This is a genomic window from Lacibacterium aquatile (assembly GCF_042683105.1).
GTDB classification, from domain to species: Bacteria; Pseudomonadota; Alphaproteobacteria; order Elsterales; family Elsteraceae; genus Lacibacterium; species Lacibacterium aquatile.
Genome location: NZ_JBHUIP010000012.1, coordinates 638,391 through 654,169, shown reverse-complemented (window position 1 = coordinate 654,169; position 15,779 = coordinate 638,391). Strand labels below are relative to the sequence as shown.

Genomic DNA, 15,779 nt, shown 5'->3' with positions numbered 1-15,779 from the left:
TTGAGCAGCGCAGTTTTCGCGAATCTCAATCGCTCGCATTCCATTACGTTATGGATTTCGCACCGATTGGCTTTTGACAAAAAGTCATTCCGATTCGGAACCTACCCGTACGTAAAGCAGTGCCGAATGGCGCGATATCTTGAAAACGACGAGGGTAGCAATGGACGTGAGCCAGCAGAATATTCGCCTTGCAGCGGTGGTGCGGCGACCAGCACTGGCAACCGGTCTGCTTGGTGCTGTGTTGATGGCTTCTGTTGCTTGGCCGGTAGTGGCGCAGCAGCCGGCGGCAGCGCCCGCTGGAGCCGCAGCGACCCAGGCGACCAGCAATTTCGAGAATATCGCGCCCGAAGCGGCGACGGGCTGGACCGACAAGAAAGCGGTCAAGACCAAGGACTATATGGCTGCTGCGGCTAATCCGCTGGCTGCTCAGGCGGGCGCTATGATCTTGGCGAAGGGCGGGTCTGCTATCGATGCCGCAATTGCGACCGGTCTTGCTCTCAATGTTGTCGAGCCGCAGTCCTCGGGCATCGGCGGCGGCGGTCTGATGGTCGTCTGGGACAATACCAAGAAGAAGTTGCGGGCTTTCGACGGGCGTGAAACCGCGCCTGCCGGGGTGAATACCAAGCTCTTCTATGACGGCGACAAGAAGAAGAAATTCATCGATGCCGTCGTGGGGGGCGCTTCGGTTGGGGTGCCAGGCGAGTTGCGCATGTTCGAGATGGTGCATGCCGAGTTCGGCAAGCTGCCATGGGCGGCCCTGTTCGAACCGGCAATCGAACTGGCAGAGAAGGGCTTCCCACTGTCGCCCCGCCTCTTTGATCTGCTCAAGGACGAGAAATATCTGCCCGGCAATGCCATGGGCAAAGAAATCTTCTATGGCGCCGATGGCCAGCCCAAGCCGGTGGGAACCCAACTGGTCAACAAGCAGTTGGCGGAAACGCTGCGCAAGATCGCTAAAGAAGGCCCGAACGCCTTCTATACGGGGGAGATCGCGGCGGACATCGTTGCGGCGGTCAAGGGCCATAAGGGCAATCCTGGCGGCATGGAACTCGCCGACTTGGCCGGTTACAAGGCCAAGGAACGCGATCCGCTCTGCGTTCCCTATCGTGCCCATAAGATCTGCACTGTGCCGCCGCCCTCCTCGTCGGTGAACATGCTGCAGATGTTCGGCATCCTGTCGCGCTTCGACCTGCCGTCGCTGAAGCCGACATCGCCCGATGCGATCAATCTTCTGGCGCAGGCCGGGCGTATCGCCTATGCCGACCGTGACTTCTACGTCGGCGATACGGATTTCGTGAAGGCGCCGATTTCGGGCCTGATCGACGACAGTTATCTGCGGTCACGGGCGGCGCTGCTCAATCTCGACAAGGGCAGCGAAAAGCCCGTACTGCCGGGCGAGCCGCCGGAAAAGCATGGTATGCTGTTCGGCAAGGATGCCTCGCCGGAACTGCCGTCGACCACCCATGTGGCCATCGTCGACAAGGATCGTAACGCGGTCTCGATGACGGTGACCATCGAGGCGGTCTTCGGGTCGCGTCAGATGACGCGCGGCTTCATCCTCAATAACCAGCTCACCGATTTCTCGGCCGACGATGTGGTGGACGGCAAGCCGGTCGCCAATCGTATCGAGCCGGGCAAGCGTCCACGTTCCTCCATGTCGCCGTCGATCGTCTTCAATGAGGATGGCTCGCCGCGCCTCGTGGTCGGTTCGCCGGGAGGCGCGCGCATCATTGGCTATGTGGCGCAGACGATTGTCGGTGTTCTCGACTGGAAGCTCGATATCCAGCAGGCGATCAACCTGCCGCACTATCTCGACCGGAATGTCGGGCTTGAACTCGAAGCGGAAACCTCTGTTGCCGGGCTTGCCGACGAGATGCGTCGCCGGGGCCATAAGGTCACGGTGGGGGAACTGAACAGCGGGTTGCAGGGTATCGAAGTTCTGAAGGATGGCCTTGTCGGTGGCGCGGATCCGCGTCGTGAAGGGGTCGCCGTTGGGCAATAGCCTGATCTCGCCACCCGACGCTGCACCCGCTCCGGCTTTTGGCCGGGGCGGGTGGCTGTTGCCGTTGGCTGTGCTTCTTGCTGGTCTTCTGTCGGTCCCGGATTCCGTACAGGCACAAGCGGGCAGCAAGATGCGAGTCTCCGTCCCCATCGGCGACGAGGATGAGGACGGCGACGATCCGGCTGCCATGGGTGAAGACGACGAAGAGGAAGATGAGGAAGAGCCCGGCGTCCCGGCGATGCCGAGCGTCGAGCTGCCTTCCGAATTCGACCCCCTGCGGCGCGAGAAGCTGGCCCATAGGCTTGATAAGGCCTATCGCCAGGCGCTGCTGCAATATCAGCAAGTCCAAGCTCTTAAGCGGGATCTGAATAGCCCCGTGCCGACGGGGTTGCTGGCGGCCGAGGTTCCGACCGGCAATACGGAGGGCGAAGATGACGCCAGCCTGATGGAAAGTGAGAAACTCGAGGTTTCCATCGGCGGTCAAATCAACCGGGCCCTGATATTTGGACGTTCCGGCAGCAGCAAACAGCTCTCTAACGTCGACAGCGGTGCTTCGCCGTCGCGCCTGAATGTGTCGGCCAAATACGGCAGCCCGCGTAACGTCCAGATCGGCGGTGCCATGGAACTGGCGCTGGCCTCTAATGGCGGTGGGTCGGTGGATTTCGGGGATGAGGTGACGGCTAATTCTTCGGCCATCAGCCTGCGTCAGGCCGATCTTTTCCTGCGGGCCGATCCCTACGGAAAATTGTCGGTGGGGCAGGGCTCGATGGCGGGTGACGGCGTGTCCGAAATCGATCTTTCGGGGTCGAGCGGAGCCATCTGGGCCGGTGTCCAGCATGTGGGAGGCGGCTTCTCCTTCGGGGGGGAGGCGCCTTTCTATCCGGTCGGAACCGATGCCGCCAAAGCGCAGGGCGTGGCGCCGACCATTGGCGACATGATCAATCACTACGATGGTCTGGGACGTCTTGACCGCATTCGCTATGACACTGCGGCCTTCAAGGGCTTCTCGCTGTCGGCTTCTTACGGTGAAAACGCCAGCTATGACGTGGCCTTGCGATATAAGGGCAAAATCGCCCGATATCAGATCGCGGCTGGGGCTGCCTTCTCGGAAAATACCCGCGCTGCCCAGCGGAACTTGGATGGCGCTGTCACGAATGGCGATCTGATTCGGCAGCAGCAGTTCTTCAATGCGGGCTTCTCGGTTCTGGCGCCGTTCGGCGTCAGCATGACCGGCGTCTATGGACGGGGAATAACCGAGTTCGCCCGCTTGGATAACAGCGCAGCGACCCGCAACGAAATCCGCATGCTGAACGAGCGAAACGACCAGTTCTTCTATGGAAAGCTGGGCTATAGCGCCTCCTGGTTCGATTTTGGCAAAACCTCCTTTGCCATCGACGCCGCGCTGCATGACGAGCGCCGTCAAACCGGCGAGCGGGCCTATGCCTATGGTGTAGGGGCTGTGCAGCGCATGGATGACTGGGGGGCTGAATTCTACATCTCTGCGCGCATGTTCCACATCTCGCTGCCCAAGGAGGATGCCCTGGTTGGCGGTGGCTCGCGGTCTAACGCGATCTATTCCTATGTCAATTCCGACCGGGCGCTGGGGGCCATGGATATGCCCTATCGCGATGGGCTGGCCGGCAGCCTCGACCCTGTCCTGGTCCTATTTACCGGCGTGAAGGTGAAACTATGAATCCGCTTCGTGCCTCCTCCGTCCTGGCGCTGCTGCTTGCGTTTTCCCCGTCTCTGGTGACGGCCGATGAGATCAAGGAGATGGAGCGCCAGGTTAAGGAACTGGAGTTCCTGCTGTCGGCGCAGCGTAAGGAAATCGAAGGCCTGCGCACTGTTGCCCAGGCCCGTCGCGGCGAGTTGCCGAGCGGCACGCTTAATGCTGCCTCCATCAAGGCGGCGAAGCCAAAGGCCGGCGACGATGAAGAGGCGGGTGACGATGAAGAAGACGCCGGTGTCATCGGGGGCGATGACGAGGGCGAAGAGGGGCTATCCGTCGGGGCTGGGGCTCTTAAGCTCGACGTCTCGGGCCAACTTAGCCGTGCTGTTATGTCTGCCGGTTCGGGAGACACAAGCCGGGTGATGCATGTGGACAATGCCGCCACGCCCAGCAAATTTCGGTTCGGGGGAAGTCTGATTGCGGACAAGGATGCGAAGTTCGGCGCGTTTGTGGAACTGGCCGTGCCCTCGAACAGCAGCGGTCCGGGTCCGGTAACCGGAACGGCGGGTTATTCGACCGGCTTTGACGATGAGGACACATCGAATTCGACCGCCGTACAACTTCGTCAAGCTGATGTGTATGCCACCCACCGCCGTTTCGGCCGCGTGTCGCTCGGTCAGGGGGAAAGCGCCAGCTACGGCACGGGGCTGATGGATCTGTCGGGAACACGTGTGGCGCTGGGGGCGACGGCTGCCAATCTTGGTGGCGGGCTAGGTTTCAATGGCGCTTCCTCGGCGCAGCAGATGGACGGCTCTGTCTCACTGGTGCGGTTTGCAGGGTCGGCTGCAACCACCAGCACTGTTGCTCCCTTCAGACATGCAACGGTCAGCGATAGTTTTAACGATCCGAGCGGTCTGGGGATTATTGATCGCATCCGGTACGACAGCCCGTCGCTCGGCGGCTTCGGTGTTTCGGCCGGGTACGGGGAGAATGGTGTCTGGGATCTGGGGGCCCGTTTCCGCCGGAATTTTGGCGGTTATCAGATCGCAGCCGGTCTGGGGGTTGCCGATAATACCAAAGCGGCCAAACGGGCTATCGCCAGCAATGGCCTGATCGGTGCGACCACGGGCAGCTATGCTGCCAGCGAGGACCCTGAAAATGCCGTGGCCCATGACCGGCTGCTGACTGCTTCCGTGTCGGTTCTGATGCCGTTCGGATTAAGCCTGACCCAGGCCATCAGCAAGCGATCGAGCGAGTATCGCCGGGTCGCCTTGAACGGCGGGCCGACTTTGTCGCTGACCGATGACGAACTTCGGATCCTGAATGACCGCAAGGACATCTATTACTACGGCAAGCTTGCCTATCAGATGGATGCCTTCAAGTTCGGGCCGACCTCCTTCGCCCTCGACTTCGGCTATCAGAACGAACACCGCCAAAAAGGCGAGAGCGCCCAGATGATCGGTGCGGCGGTGGTCCAGCGCGTCAGCAACTGGGGGGCCGAGGTCTTTGTGGCCGCCCGCCACTATCAGATCAATCTGCCGCAGATCGACCGCCTGCCGGACAACGGGTCGCGCAGCTATGCGATTGCGGCCTATCTCGACCGGGAAAACGCCATCGGAGCCATGGATGCCGCGACACAGAGTGGCCTCGGGGTTAATGGCGCGGACAGTATTTTTGTCGTGATGAGCGGCCTCAGGCTGAAGTTCTGAGAATGGGGGAAAGAATGCTGCTGCGACTGGTGCCTCTCTGCCTGCTGCTGTGCCTCGGTCTGACGGCCTGCGGGGCGATGGACGGCAAGGTGGACGAGAAGACCCTGAGCGCCGATGGGGATGACGACATGCCTGGGCTGTTCAGCAAACAGAAGGGCAAACTGAGTTTTACCCTGCGCTGACTCACTAAGAGGCGGCGATCACGGTAAACGAACAGGGGGACAGGAAGATGGTGGGACGCATTCATAAAAGCGCTGCGCAAGCCTTTATGCCTTCGCGCCGTCTGGTGCTGGAGCCCCGGATCCTGTTCGATGGTGCGGGCGCCGTAACCGCTCTTCGGAATGGCGGTGACGGCGACGCGGCCGATCATTCCCTCGGCGCCTATGCCCCGGCCGCGGAGACTCTTGGGGCGTCCAAGGCCGCTCCAGCTCCGATTACGAGGGAGAATGCGCTGCCAGCCTCTGGCGGTGAGAGTCCCGCCAAGAAAGACAAAACGGTCATTATCGTCGACTGGCGGGTCAAAGATTGGCAGTCGCTGCTGAAGGGCGTCGATCCCAAGACCGTGGACGTCTATCACCTGAGCGGCAAACGGGACGGCGCTGCGCAGATCGCCGATATCCTGGCAAATTATGATCATTCGGTCGACAGCCTCCAGATCCTCAGCCATGGATCGAGCGGCACACTCAATCTTGGTAATGACGTGGTTCATGCCGGGAATATCGCCGCCAAGGCCGGGTTTATCGCTTCCTGGGGTGATGCGATGACGGCAAAGGGTGATATCCAGTTGCTTGCCTGCAATCTGGCGCAGGGAACGGGCGGGCGTGCCTTCATCGCCAAGATTGCTGACCTGACCGGTGCCGACGTGGCAGCCTCCACCGATGCGACCGGGGTTGGTGGTGACTGGGCGCTCGAATCCAAGGTCGGAACCATTGAGAGCAGGCTGGCCTTAAATGCTAAAGGCATGGCGAGCTATGGGGAGCGGTTGGCGACCTATACCGTCACCTCGATGGCCAGCACCGGCGCAGGGACTTTGCGTCAGGCGCTGGCGGATGCGGCAGCGGCAGGTGGTGCTGATACCATCGTTTTTGCCGCCGGATTGAACGGCCAGACCATCCGGCTGGCGGCGGTCCTGACCGTCAATGATGCCGCTGGTGTGACCATCGACAATGACGCGAATAATGACGGCGTCGCAGACGTCTCGGTTGTTATCTCGGGTGATACCGATGGCAATGGCACAGGCGATGTTCGTGTGCTGCAGGTGGGCAATAGCGTCGCCGGTACCGTCGTCACTTTCAAGGGCATCACGATTGAAAAGGGCCTGACCAACGCTGGAGCATCTGCGACCAACGGGGGGGCTGCCCGCATCGATAATGGGACGGCGACTTTCCTGAATTCTACCTTCCGCGACAATGTGATCAATGTGACGGGGGCGGGGAATGCGTTTGGCGGCGCTATCGTCGTCGGTTCGTCGGGTAATTCGCCGACGGTCACCTTCGATGGTTGCACCTTCCTGAATAATGGGGCGACGAGGACTGCCGGGGCCGGGACATCGAATGGTGGCGCCATCGCCATCATCGGGGCAGCGACCAACGTTACGGTCAAGAATACGACATTCGAAAACAACGCGGCTTTCTCTGCCGGTTCCGCGATCTATTTTGCTCCGACGGGCGCGGGTACCCTGGCGGTAGAGAACAGCCTCTTCACCGGAACCTCCGGCGCTAATGCGGCCATAGCGCAGACGGCCGGTACCATGACGCTCACCCAGGATACATTCTCTGGGCTCAGTACCTCAAACCAGAGCGTCGCTGTGGCAATCTCGGGCACTGGCAACGCAACGGTGCGCCATTCGACGTTCCACAACAATAGCTCGACCTTCGCTGGAACCGCGCGGGCGGTCAACATGGCCTCCAGCGGCACACTGACGATTGCGAACAATATCTTTGCCAATAGTGCGCTTGGGCAAGAGGTCAACAGGAGCGCAGGTACTGTTACCGACAACGGTTATAACATCCTCCAGAAAGCGGTTTCGGGGTTTGTGATGTCGACGAAGGACATCACCTTGGCCTCCGACGGCTCGGCCTTGAGCAGTGCCGATATCGGGCTTGGAGCGCTGGCCAATAACGGTGGGGCCACCAAGACCCATGCGCTGTTGACAGGTAGTGTCGCCATCAATTCGGGAACTCCCGGTTTGACGGCGGGCTCGGGCGGAGTGCCGACCAAGGACGCCGGGGGCAATATCCGTATCCAGAGCACGGCCATCGATATCGGCGCCTACGAATCGGCATCGACGGCAGCGCCTTTCGTATCCCCAACCCTGGAAACAGCGAGCCTGACCGTTACTACGACGGATGATGTGTCGAGCGCGTATGACGGTAAGACCTCTTTGCGCGAAGCGATTGCCTATGCGGCGACTCTGGCCGGGGCAAATACTGTCGATTTCGATGCTGGAATGATGGGCAAGACCCTGATCCTAGGTTCGACCCTGACGCTGAATGATGCCGACGGGATCACCATCGATGGAGACATCGACAATAACGGCACTGTCGACATAACGATCAGTGGCGACGCGAATAAGAGCGGTACTGTCGACACAGGGGATGTCCGTGTCTTCACGGTTTCCGGCGGTAGCGCCACCTTCGATCACCTCAAGATCCAAGCTGGTCGTGTGTCCGCAGGCGCCGGTGGCGGGATTAAGATCGACGCGGGGACGGTCAGTGTCATTGGCTCGATCTTTGATGGCAATGTCTCTACCGCATCGACAGGTTCGACCAATCCGCGCGGCGGGGCGATCCATCAGGCGGCCGGGACGCTGACCATCACCAACAGCAGCTTTGTGAATAACCAGGCATTCACTTCGGGTTCTGCTGGAACGGGCGATGCATTGGGAGGCGCGCTGAACATCGAGGCGACGGCGACGATTACCGGATCGACGTTCGAGAACAACGCCGCGAATGCCGGATCCAGCAACAGCAGTGCAGAAGCGATGGGCGGTGCGATCCATGTTTCTGCTACCGGAAATCTGACGATCAGCAATTCCACCCTGTCGGGAAACAGTGCGACGGACACGGCGTCGACGATCACCGCGCTGGGCGGCGGACTCTATAATGCGGGCTCGTTGACTGCGACCGGGGTAACCTTGAGCGGTAATAAGGCCGCAACGGGGGGCGCGGGTCTGCATAATGCCGGAACCGCGACGCTCAGCCATTCCACCATTGCCTTCAATACCGGAGAGGGGATTCGGACCAGCTCAGGCACTCTTCAACTCGGCAACAGTCTGCTGGGCATCAATAGCGGCGTCGATATCAAGGTCTCGGGCGGGACGCTGACCAGCCTTGGTTTTAATCTGGTTCAGGACAGCAGTGGCTTCGTGACCGCCACATCGGACATCGTCATGGCTGCGGGCGGGTTGGCGATCACCGATGCGCAAGTTGGACTTGCTGCGCTGGCCGATACTGGCGGCGGCATCAAGACTCACGCTCTGTTGAACACCAGCCTTGCCATCAATTCCGGCTCGCCCGGGGCCGTGGCGGGTGCGGGCGGCGTTCCGACAAACGATGCCGCTGGCCATGGCCGTATTCTGAGTACTGCTCTGGATATCGGCGCTTATGAGTCGAGCTTTACGAACAAGGCGACGCTGCCTCCCGTACTTGAAACCGCCAGCCTGACCGTCACGACGACGGAGGATGTGGTTAATGCCTATGACGGCAAGACTTCACTTCGGGAGGCGATTGGTTTCGCGGCCTCCGTGGCGGGGGCGGATGTCGTAACTTTCGACGCATCCCTGGCGGGTAAGACGGTGATCGTGGAATCCACGCTGACCCTGAACGATGTGGATGGGATCACCATCGACGGGGATGTCGATCACGACGGCACGGTCGATGTCACCATCAGTGGCGATGCCAACAAGAATGGCTTGGTCGATGTGGGTGACGTCCGAATCTTCAAGGTTTCCGGAGGTGAGGCGACCTTGGATCATGTGAAGCTGAAAGGCGGGCGGATGTCGGGCGGCGGTGGTGCCGCTGTGAAGATTGACGCCGGAACGGTGACGCTGAGCGGATCGGTCTTCGAAGACAATATCTCGATTGTCACGTCGGGTTCGAACAGCGCGCGCGGCGGTGCGGTTTATGGCGTGTCGGGGACGATGCTGACCATTACCGACTGCAGCTTCCTCAATAACCAGGCGATTGTCTCCGAAGCGGCCTCCGGCTATGCGCGCGGCGGGGCGGTCAGCAGTGTCGGTAAGGTTACGATCACCGACTCTCACTTCGTCGGCAACAAGGCTTTGGCGATCAGTAGTAAAGGGGCTGCGACGGCCCAGGGCGGCGCCTTGCATGCCTCGGCGGATGGTGCATCCCTTGGGGATGGTACGATGGTGGTCGTCAATTCCACCTTTACCGGAAATAGCGTCAGCACCAGCATAGGCAGTTCCGGCGCGCGGGGTGGGGCGATCTATGGGACGGCCGGCAGCGTCCTGACGATCACCGACAGCGTCTTCACGAATAATGAGGCGACGGTCACCGGCACATCACCAGGGATCGCCCGTGGCGGTGCGGTTGCCGGTGTAGGCAAGGTCGTCATCACGGACTCCCGCTTCATCGGCAACAAGGCTCTATCGACCAGTAGTGATGGAGCGACGACGGCCCAGGGTGGGGCGTTGCATAACTCCGGCGATGGCGACGGAGCCGATGACGGGACAATGGTGGTTACCAATTCGGTCTTCAAAGGCAATATTACCGGCTCGACAACAGGGAATACCGGCGCCCGGGGCGGTGCGATCTACGGCGCGACGGGCAGTGAACTGACGGTCAACGCCAGCAGCTTCACAAATAATCAGGCTCGTGCCGAGGGTGAAGCATCGGGTACGGCTCGCGGTGGCGCCATCAGCATGGCGGGAACGGCCCTGATCCGCGACAGCAGCTTCACCGGCAATAAAGCCATTGCCGACAGCAGTAATGTCGCAGCGACCGCGCAGGGCGGGGCGCTGCATAACACCGGCAGCAGCTTCGAGGTCACCAATTCGTCCGTTGCGGGGAATCAGGTGCTGATCGGGCTGGCAACTTCGACCGGCAAGGCCTATGGCGGTGGGATTTATAACAGCGGAACAGCGGTTCTGAGGGGAGTCGCAGTTGCAGATAACCGGGTTCGCAGCAACAGCGGGGTCACAGAAAACGGCGCCTTCGGCGGCGGGGCCTACAATAGCTCGGACGGCACCCTGACCCTCAGCGGCGGCAGCTTTACCGGCAATGTCGCGGTTGCAGGCCATACGAAAGGCGCGGTGGTGGCTGCGGGTGGCGCTATTTCCAATAGCGGAACTCTGACGGTTTCCAATACCAATTTCACCGGCAACAGGGCCGAAACCGCCAGCGCAAATGCCGATTCTGATGCCATGGGCGGTGCGCTGTATAATATCGGGAATGCCGATGTTTACCTCGGCACCTTCGCCCAGAATAAGGTGGTCAGCAGTTTTGCCGAAGCCGGATCGATGGGCGGTGCGATCTATAACCGCAATTCGACGGGCATGCTGACGGTCGACTCGGTGACTTTCAGCGGTAATCAGTCCGGCGACGGCGGCTCCGTGCTCTATAACGGCGGTATGCTGGCCGACATCAGGGACAGTCTGATGGTTGGCAATTATTCCGAAACGGGCACCGTCCTGACGCAGTTCTATTCCAAAGGGACGATGCTGCTGAGCGGTACCACGATATCGGGCAATGCGTCCGGATCGGGGTCTACCGTCGTCCTGTCGGTGAGTTCGGGCGCGGCGGAGATCCATTCCTCGACGCTTTACAATAATACGACTGGCAGCACGGTTTCGAGTAGGCGCGCCATCGGCATGTCTGGGACTTCAGTGTCCTTTACGATCAGCAATTCCATCATCGCCAATGCCAGCCTCGGCTACGAGATCTATCGTCTGGAGCGGTCCAGCACGGCCGCACCGGATGACCCGGTCTCGACCTTCAACGACAAGGGCTACAATATTCTGCAGCGCGGCGTCGGTGCCTCCACGACCGGGCCTGCCCTTGTGACTGCCGTCACCGATTATATCGGCCTTGCCCCCCATCTGACCGAACTTGGCGATTTTGGCGGCAAGGTCAAAACCCATGCACTCTATGCAGATAGTATCGGTATCGACGTCGGCAATCCGGATGCCGTGGCGGGCGTGGATGGTATTCCTCTCAAGGATGCCAACGGACAAAACCGGATCGATGGGGTCATCAATATCGGTGCCGTTGAATGGGTTCAGAGTCTGCCAGAACTGCCGCAGGTGGATCCGACCCCCGCCGTCAGCGACCCTGTGCTGGCTTCAATGAATCGCGAAAAGCTGATGGGAGCTTCCGGTGTCACCTCGCAGGCTAATCGCAGCCTGGAAGATGCTCTGCGACTGGGCGAGATTGAGCGCGATTTTGGTCAGCTTCCGACCCAGCCGCTAGACACCGCCCTGACCCGGATCTTTCAAGACGCCTGGGCTGACAATTTCATCGACGATCTTCCCGACGGACATAAGGCGCTGCCCTTTGCGAGCGCTACGCTGCGAGCAGCCGAGAATGGCGGCAGCTTGACGGGGTGGGCGAATGAGCCTGCGGAAGAAGGGCTGACACCACCGGCGGCGGCAGGTGAGTTCGACGCAATCGAACAGGCGCTTGCCGCCTTGCAGGGGGACTGGATGCCGGTTGAGTCGGTTGGTGGCTTCTCGGCCCAGACGGCGGCAGCGGTGGCCGCACGCGGTGCCGTTGTCGATCAGGCCTTGGCGGCTTTGCTGGGTGAGGGCAGGGCTGCCTGATGATGAAGGAAAAGACAGTGGGACGAGCTTTCGTACGGGGTTTGGGGGCGGTGGCGGCAGGTCTACTTCTGGTGGGCTGTTCCCTCGATCCCGACCCGATGACGATGGAGAGCATCCGCACGAGCGCTGCGGCCGATATGGCGGAACTCTTCACGGATCAGGAGCCGCTGACGGGGGACATCGACCTGCCCGACGCGATGGCCCGGGCATTGAAATATAACGTCGAACGCCGCCTGACTTTGATGGAGACCGCCCTCGCTTCGGGGCAGCTCAATTTTGCGAGCTATGACCTGTTGCCCCGGCTGGCGGCATCTGCCGGTTACTCCACGCGTGACAGCAACGATGCCTCTTTCAGCCGGAATGTCACGACGGGGAATACGGCCGGAGAGGCGACCTATTCGCGGGAGCGCCAGCGTCTTCTGGCGGATGTTGGGATTTCCTGGAACGTCCTGGATTTCGGCGTCTCCTACATCCGCGCCCGGCAGCAGGCAGACCGCGTACTGATCGCCGAGGAGCGGCGGCGGAAAGTCGTCCAGAACCTGATGCAGGACGTGCGCTATGCCTATTGGCGGGCAGCGGCGGCCGATGCCTTCCTAGGGCGGGTCACCCAGTTGATCGCCCGGGTCGAGGATGCGCAGAAGCGCGCGCAATCCGCCCAGGATCAAAAGCTGGCCCCGGCGCAGGACATGCTGGCCTACCGGCGCGAACTGCTGGATCAGTTGCGACGGTTGGAGCGGCAGCGCGAACAGCTCGCCTTGGCCAGGACCGAGCTCGCGACCCTGATCAACCTGCCACCCAATACCTTGTTCAGCCTGAAGCGGACCGATCTGGATCCGGCTTTTGCCGAGGGGCATGACCCGCAGGTGGCCTTACCCGCGCTTGAACTTCTGGCCCTGACGCTGCGACCGGAACTGGTGGGCGAGCGCTATCAGGCACGCATCGGCCAGAATGAAAGCTATGCGACGATCCTGTCGCTGCTGCCCGGTCTGGACCTGAATGCCAGCCATAATTTCGAAAGCGGTAATCTGCTGCTGAACAACAGCTGGAACGAGATCGGTGCCAGGGCGTCGCTCAATCTGTTCCGTCTTGCCTCCCTGCCCAGCGCCATGCGCCTGAACGAGTCGCGCGAGGAGGTGGATGCCGCCCGGCGCAAGGCTTTGAGCGTCGCCGTGGTGACCCAGGTCAATCTCGCCATCCAGAGTCACCGGATTGCCCGCAAGGATTATGAACGCGCGCAATTGGTGGATGAATTGGAGCAGAGCGCACTGGCCGAGGCGGGGAAGGCGGTTCAAGCCCGTACCGCGACCGATCTTTCCAAAGTGCGCGCGGAACTGGCGGCCCTGTCGTCACAGATGGCGCTTTACAACAGCTATGCCGAACTGCAACGCAGCCTCAGTCAGATCGAGAGTTCGGTCGGCATCGATCCGCTGCCAGCCTCCGTGCCGACCGACGATCTGGCCGCCCTGCGGGATGCCATCGAACAGCGTCTCGCCCAGCCTCTGCCCGACCGGCTGCGCACGCATCTATGGGATACCGGAGTTCTGCCCAAGCCGGAGGTGGCTGAGACTCCATGAGGTATGTCTGGGGGGCGTTGCTGCTTGTCGTTCTGCCTGTTTGGACGGCGGTGGCCGAGGATATTCCCGCCCGGATCGTGCCGGTGCGCGAGGCTGTCCTGTCCGCCGATATGGCTGGGCGGATCGTGGCCTTTCCCCTGACCGAAGGGGCTGCTTTCAAGAAGGGCGATCTGCTGCTCGCCCTGGATTGCAGCGAACCGCAAGCACGCCTCAATGCTGCCGATGCGACGCGGTCGGGGGCCGAGAAAGTGCTCGAAGCGCGGCGCAAGCTCAATCAGCTCGGCTCTGCCACCCAGCTTGAGATGGCGTTGGCGGAATCGGATCTGGCGAGAGCGCGCGGCGAGGTCCAGGTCATCCGCGCCATGGCCGCCAAATGCGAGGTCCGGGCGCCTTTCGACGGACGGCTGGTGAAGCGGCGCGCTCAACTGGCGGAAAGCGCCACCATCGGCCACCCGCTGCTGGAGATCATCGATGACCGCCAGCTGGAGGTCGATCTGCTGGTGCCATCGGGTTGGGCCGGCTGGCTGAAGCTTGGGACGGAACTGACGGTTGCCATCGCGGAGACCGGTCGGCGCTATAAGGCCAGCGTGTCCAATCTCGGTGCCCGTATCGATCCTGTCAGCCAGTCCTTGCCGGTGAAGGCCACCATCGTTGGGGAGCGTGAAGGCCTGCTGGCAGGCATGAGCGGCGTTGCCGTCTTCAATCGCCCATGAGCAAGGGAGGCGATCATCTCGCCACACTGCTGCGCCTCCAGCACGAGGCGCGACAGGCTGAAGGGCTGACGGAGCTCGCCTTTCTGATCGTCAATGAAAGCCAGCGCCTTGTTCCCTATAGCCACGCCATCCTCTGGCACACCTCAGCCTTTGGAAAACCGAGGGCGTTCGCCGCCTCGGGGGCAGTGCAGATCGATAGAGCGGGCCCTTATCTGAGCTGGCTGACGGAGGTTCTGGAGCACTGCCGCGCAAGGCCGGAAGCGGGCAAGCTGGCGGGGGTGTCCGCCGATGATCTGCCCCCCGGTCCGCGTGCCGAATGGGCCGGGCTCGAGGTGCCTTTCGCTCTCTGGTGTCCGTTTGTCAGTCGGCGCGGTGACATCTTCGGCGGCCTCTGGCTTGCCCGCAGCGAGGCGTTTTCACCGGCCGAGCAGGCTGTCTTGGCAGCTTTGGTCGATGCCTACGCCCATGCCTGGCAGAGCGTGACGCATCTGCGGTCCCGCCATTGGCCAGCCTTCCTGCGACGGCGGGCTTTATGGGGGCTGGCGGCGGCGGGGCTGGTCGGTCTGCTCGCCCTTCCCGTGACCCAGACGGCCTTGGCCCCTGCCGAGGTGATCGCCTGTCACCCCAGCGTGGCGGCGCCGCCTATCGATGGTGTTGTCGCGGAGATTCTGGTGCGTCCGAACCAGAGCGTGGCGATGGGGGATGCGCTCTATCGCCTGGATCGGCGGCTGCTGGAGGGACAGGCGGATATTGCCCGCAAAAGCCTGGGCGTTGCCCGCGCCGATCTCGCCCGTGCAAGCCAGCGGGCTTTCGATGATGCCGACAGCAAGATCGAATTGGCCCGGCTGCGGGCCCTGGTGCAGGAGCGGGAGGCGGAGACCGCCTATATCGAGGCGACCCATGCCCTGGCCGAAGTCAAGGCAACCCGCCCCGGCATTGCGGTGTTCGGCGATCCTGTCGATTGGATTGGCCGACCCGTGCGGGTGGGGGAACGGGTGATGGCGGTGGTCGATCCCGACGATACCTGCCTGCGGATCCGTCTGGCCGTCGATGATGCGATCCGGCATCAGGCGGAGGCACCGGTCCGGTTGTTTCTGAATATCGACCCAGCCCGGGGTGTGCCCGCCAAGGTCACGAGTTTTGGGTATGAGCCGGAAGCGCTGCCGGAAGGGGGCGGAGCGGCTTATCTGCTGCGGGCGGAGTTCGAGGCAGCGCCCCGGCCACGCCTAGGGCTGAAGGGAACCTCCCGTATCGATGGCGACAAGGTCAGCCTGTTCGACTATCTCACCCGCCGTCCCTTGAGTGCGCTGCGCCGCGTCGTGGGCTGGTAG

Annotated in this window: 8 protein-coding genes; all 8 read left to right on the top strand. The window is 61.7% G+C overall.

The features are described from left to right. Window positions 1–166: 166 nt before the first annotated feature. The 8 genes from ggt to ACFSM5_RS14660 all read left to right on the top strand — a co-directional run bounded on the left by ggt (window position 167) and on the right by ACFSM5_RS14660 (window position 15,779). Window positions 167–2,002 (top strand): gamma-glutamyltransferase, encoded by a 1,836-nt coding sequence (gene ggt / locus ACFSM5_RS14695; protein ID WP_379877187.1) that lies wholly within the window; start codon window positions 167–169, stop codon window positions 2,000–2,002. Then, a complete protein-coding gene (locus tag ACFSM5_RS14690; RefSeq protein ID WP_379877186.1) occupies window positions 1,959–3,695 on the top strand; it encodes a hypothetical protein in 1,737 nt (578 codons plus the stop codon). Before ggt ends, ACFSM5_RS14690 begins: the two co-directional genes overlap by 44 nt. After that, complete coding sequence (locus tag ACFSM5_RS14685; protein ID WP_379877185.1) at window positions 3,692–5,380, top strand: hypothetical protein; 1,689 nt, start codon at window positions 3,692–3,694, stop codon at window positions 5,378–5,380. The genes ACFSM5_RS14690 and ACFSM5_RS14685 overlap by 4 nt, the downstream gene beginning before the upstream one ends. A gap of 14 nt (window positions 5,381–5,394) precedes the next feature. Further along, window positions 5,395–5,562 (top strand): hypothetical protein, encoded by a 168-nt coding sequence (locus ACFSM5_RS14680; RefSeq protein ID WP_379877184.1) that lies wholly within the window; start codon window positions 5,395–5,397, stop codon window positions 5,560–5,562. A gap of 86 nt (window positions 5,563–5,648) precedes the next feature. Continuing rightward, window positions 5,649–12,161 (top strand): DUF4347 domain-containing protein, encoded by a 6,513-nt coding sequence (locus tag ACFSM5_RS14675; protein ID WP_379877183.1) that lies wholly within the window; start codon window positions 5,649–5,651, stop codon window positions 12,159–12,161. Window positions 12,162–12,163: 2 nt separating this feature from the next. Beyond that, window positions 12,164–13,735 (top strand): TolC family protein, encoded by a 1,572-nt coding sequence (locus ACFSM5_RS14670; RefSeq protein ID WP_379877182.1) that lies wholly within the window; start codon window positions 12,164–12,166, stop codon window positions 13,733–13,735. Continuing rightward, on the top strand, window positions 13,732–14,448 hold the full coding sequence (locus ACFSM5_RS14665; protein WP_379877181.1) for an efflux RND transporter periplasmic adaptor subunit: 717 nt from the start codon (window positions 13,732–13,734) through the stop codon (window positions 14,446–14,448). Before ACFSM5_RS14670 ends, ACFSM5_RS14665 begins: the two co-directional genes overlap by 4 nt. Beyond that, on the top strand, window positions 14,445–15,779 hold the full coding sequence (locus tag ACFSM5_RS14660) for an efflux RND transporter periplasmic adaptor subunit (protein WP_379877180.1): 1,335 nt from the start codon (window positions 14,445–14,447) through the stop codon (window positions 15,777–15,779). The genes ACFSM5_RS14665 and ACFSM5_RS14660 overlap by 4 nt, the downstream gene beginning before the upstream one ends.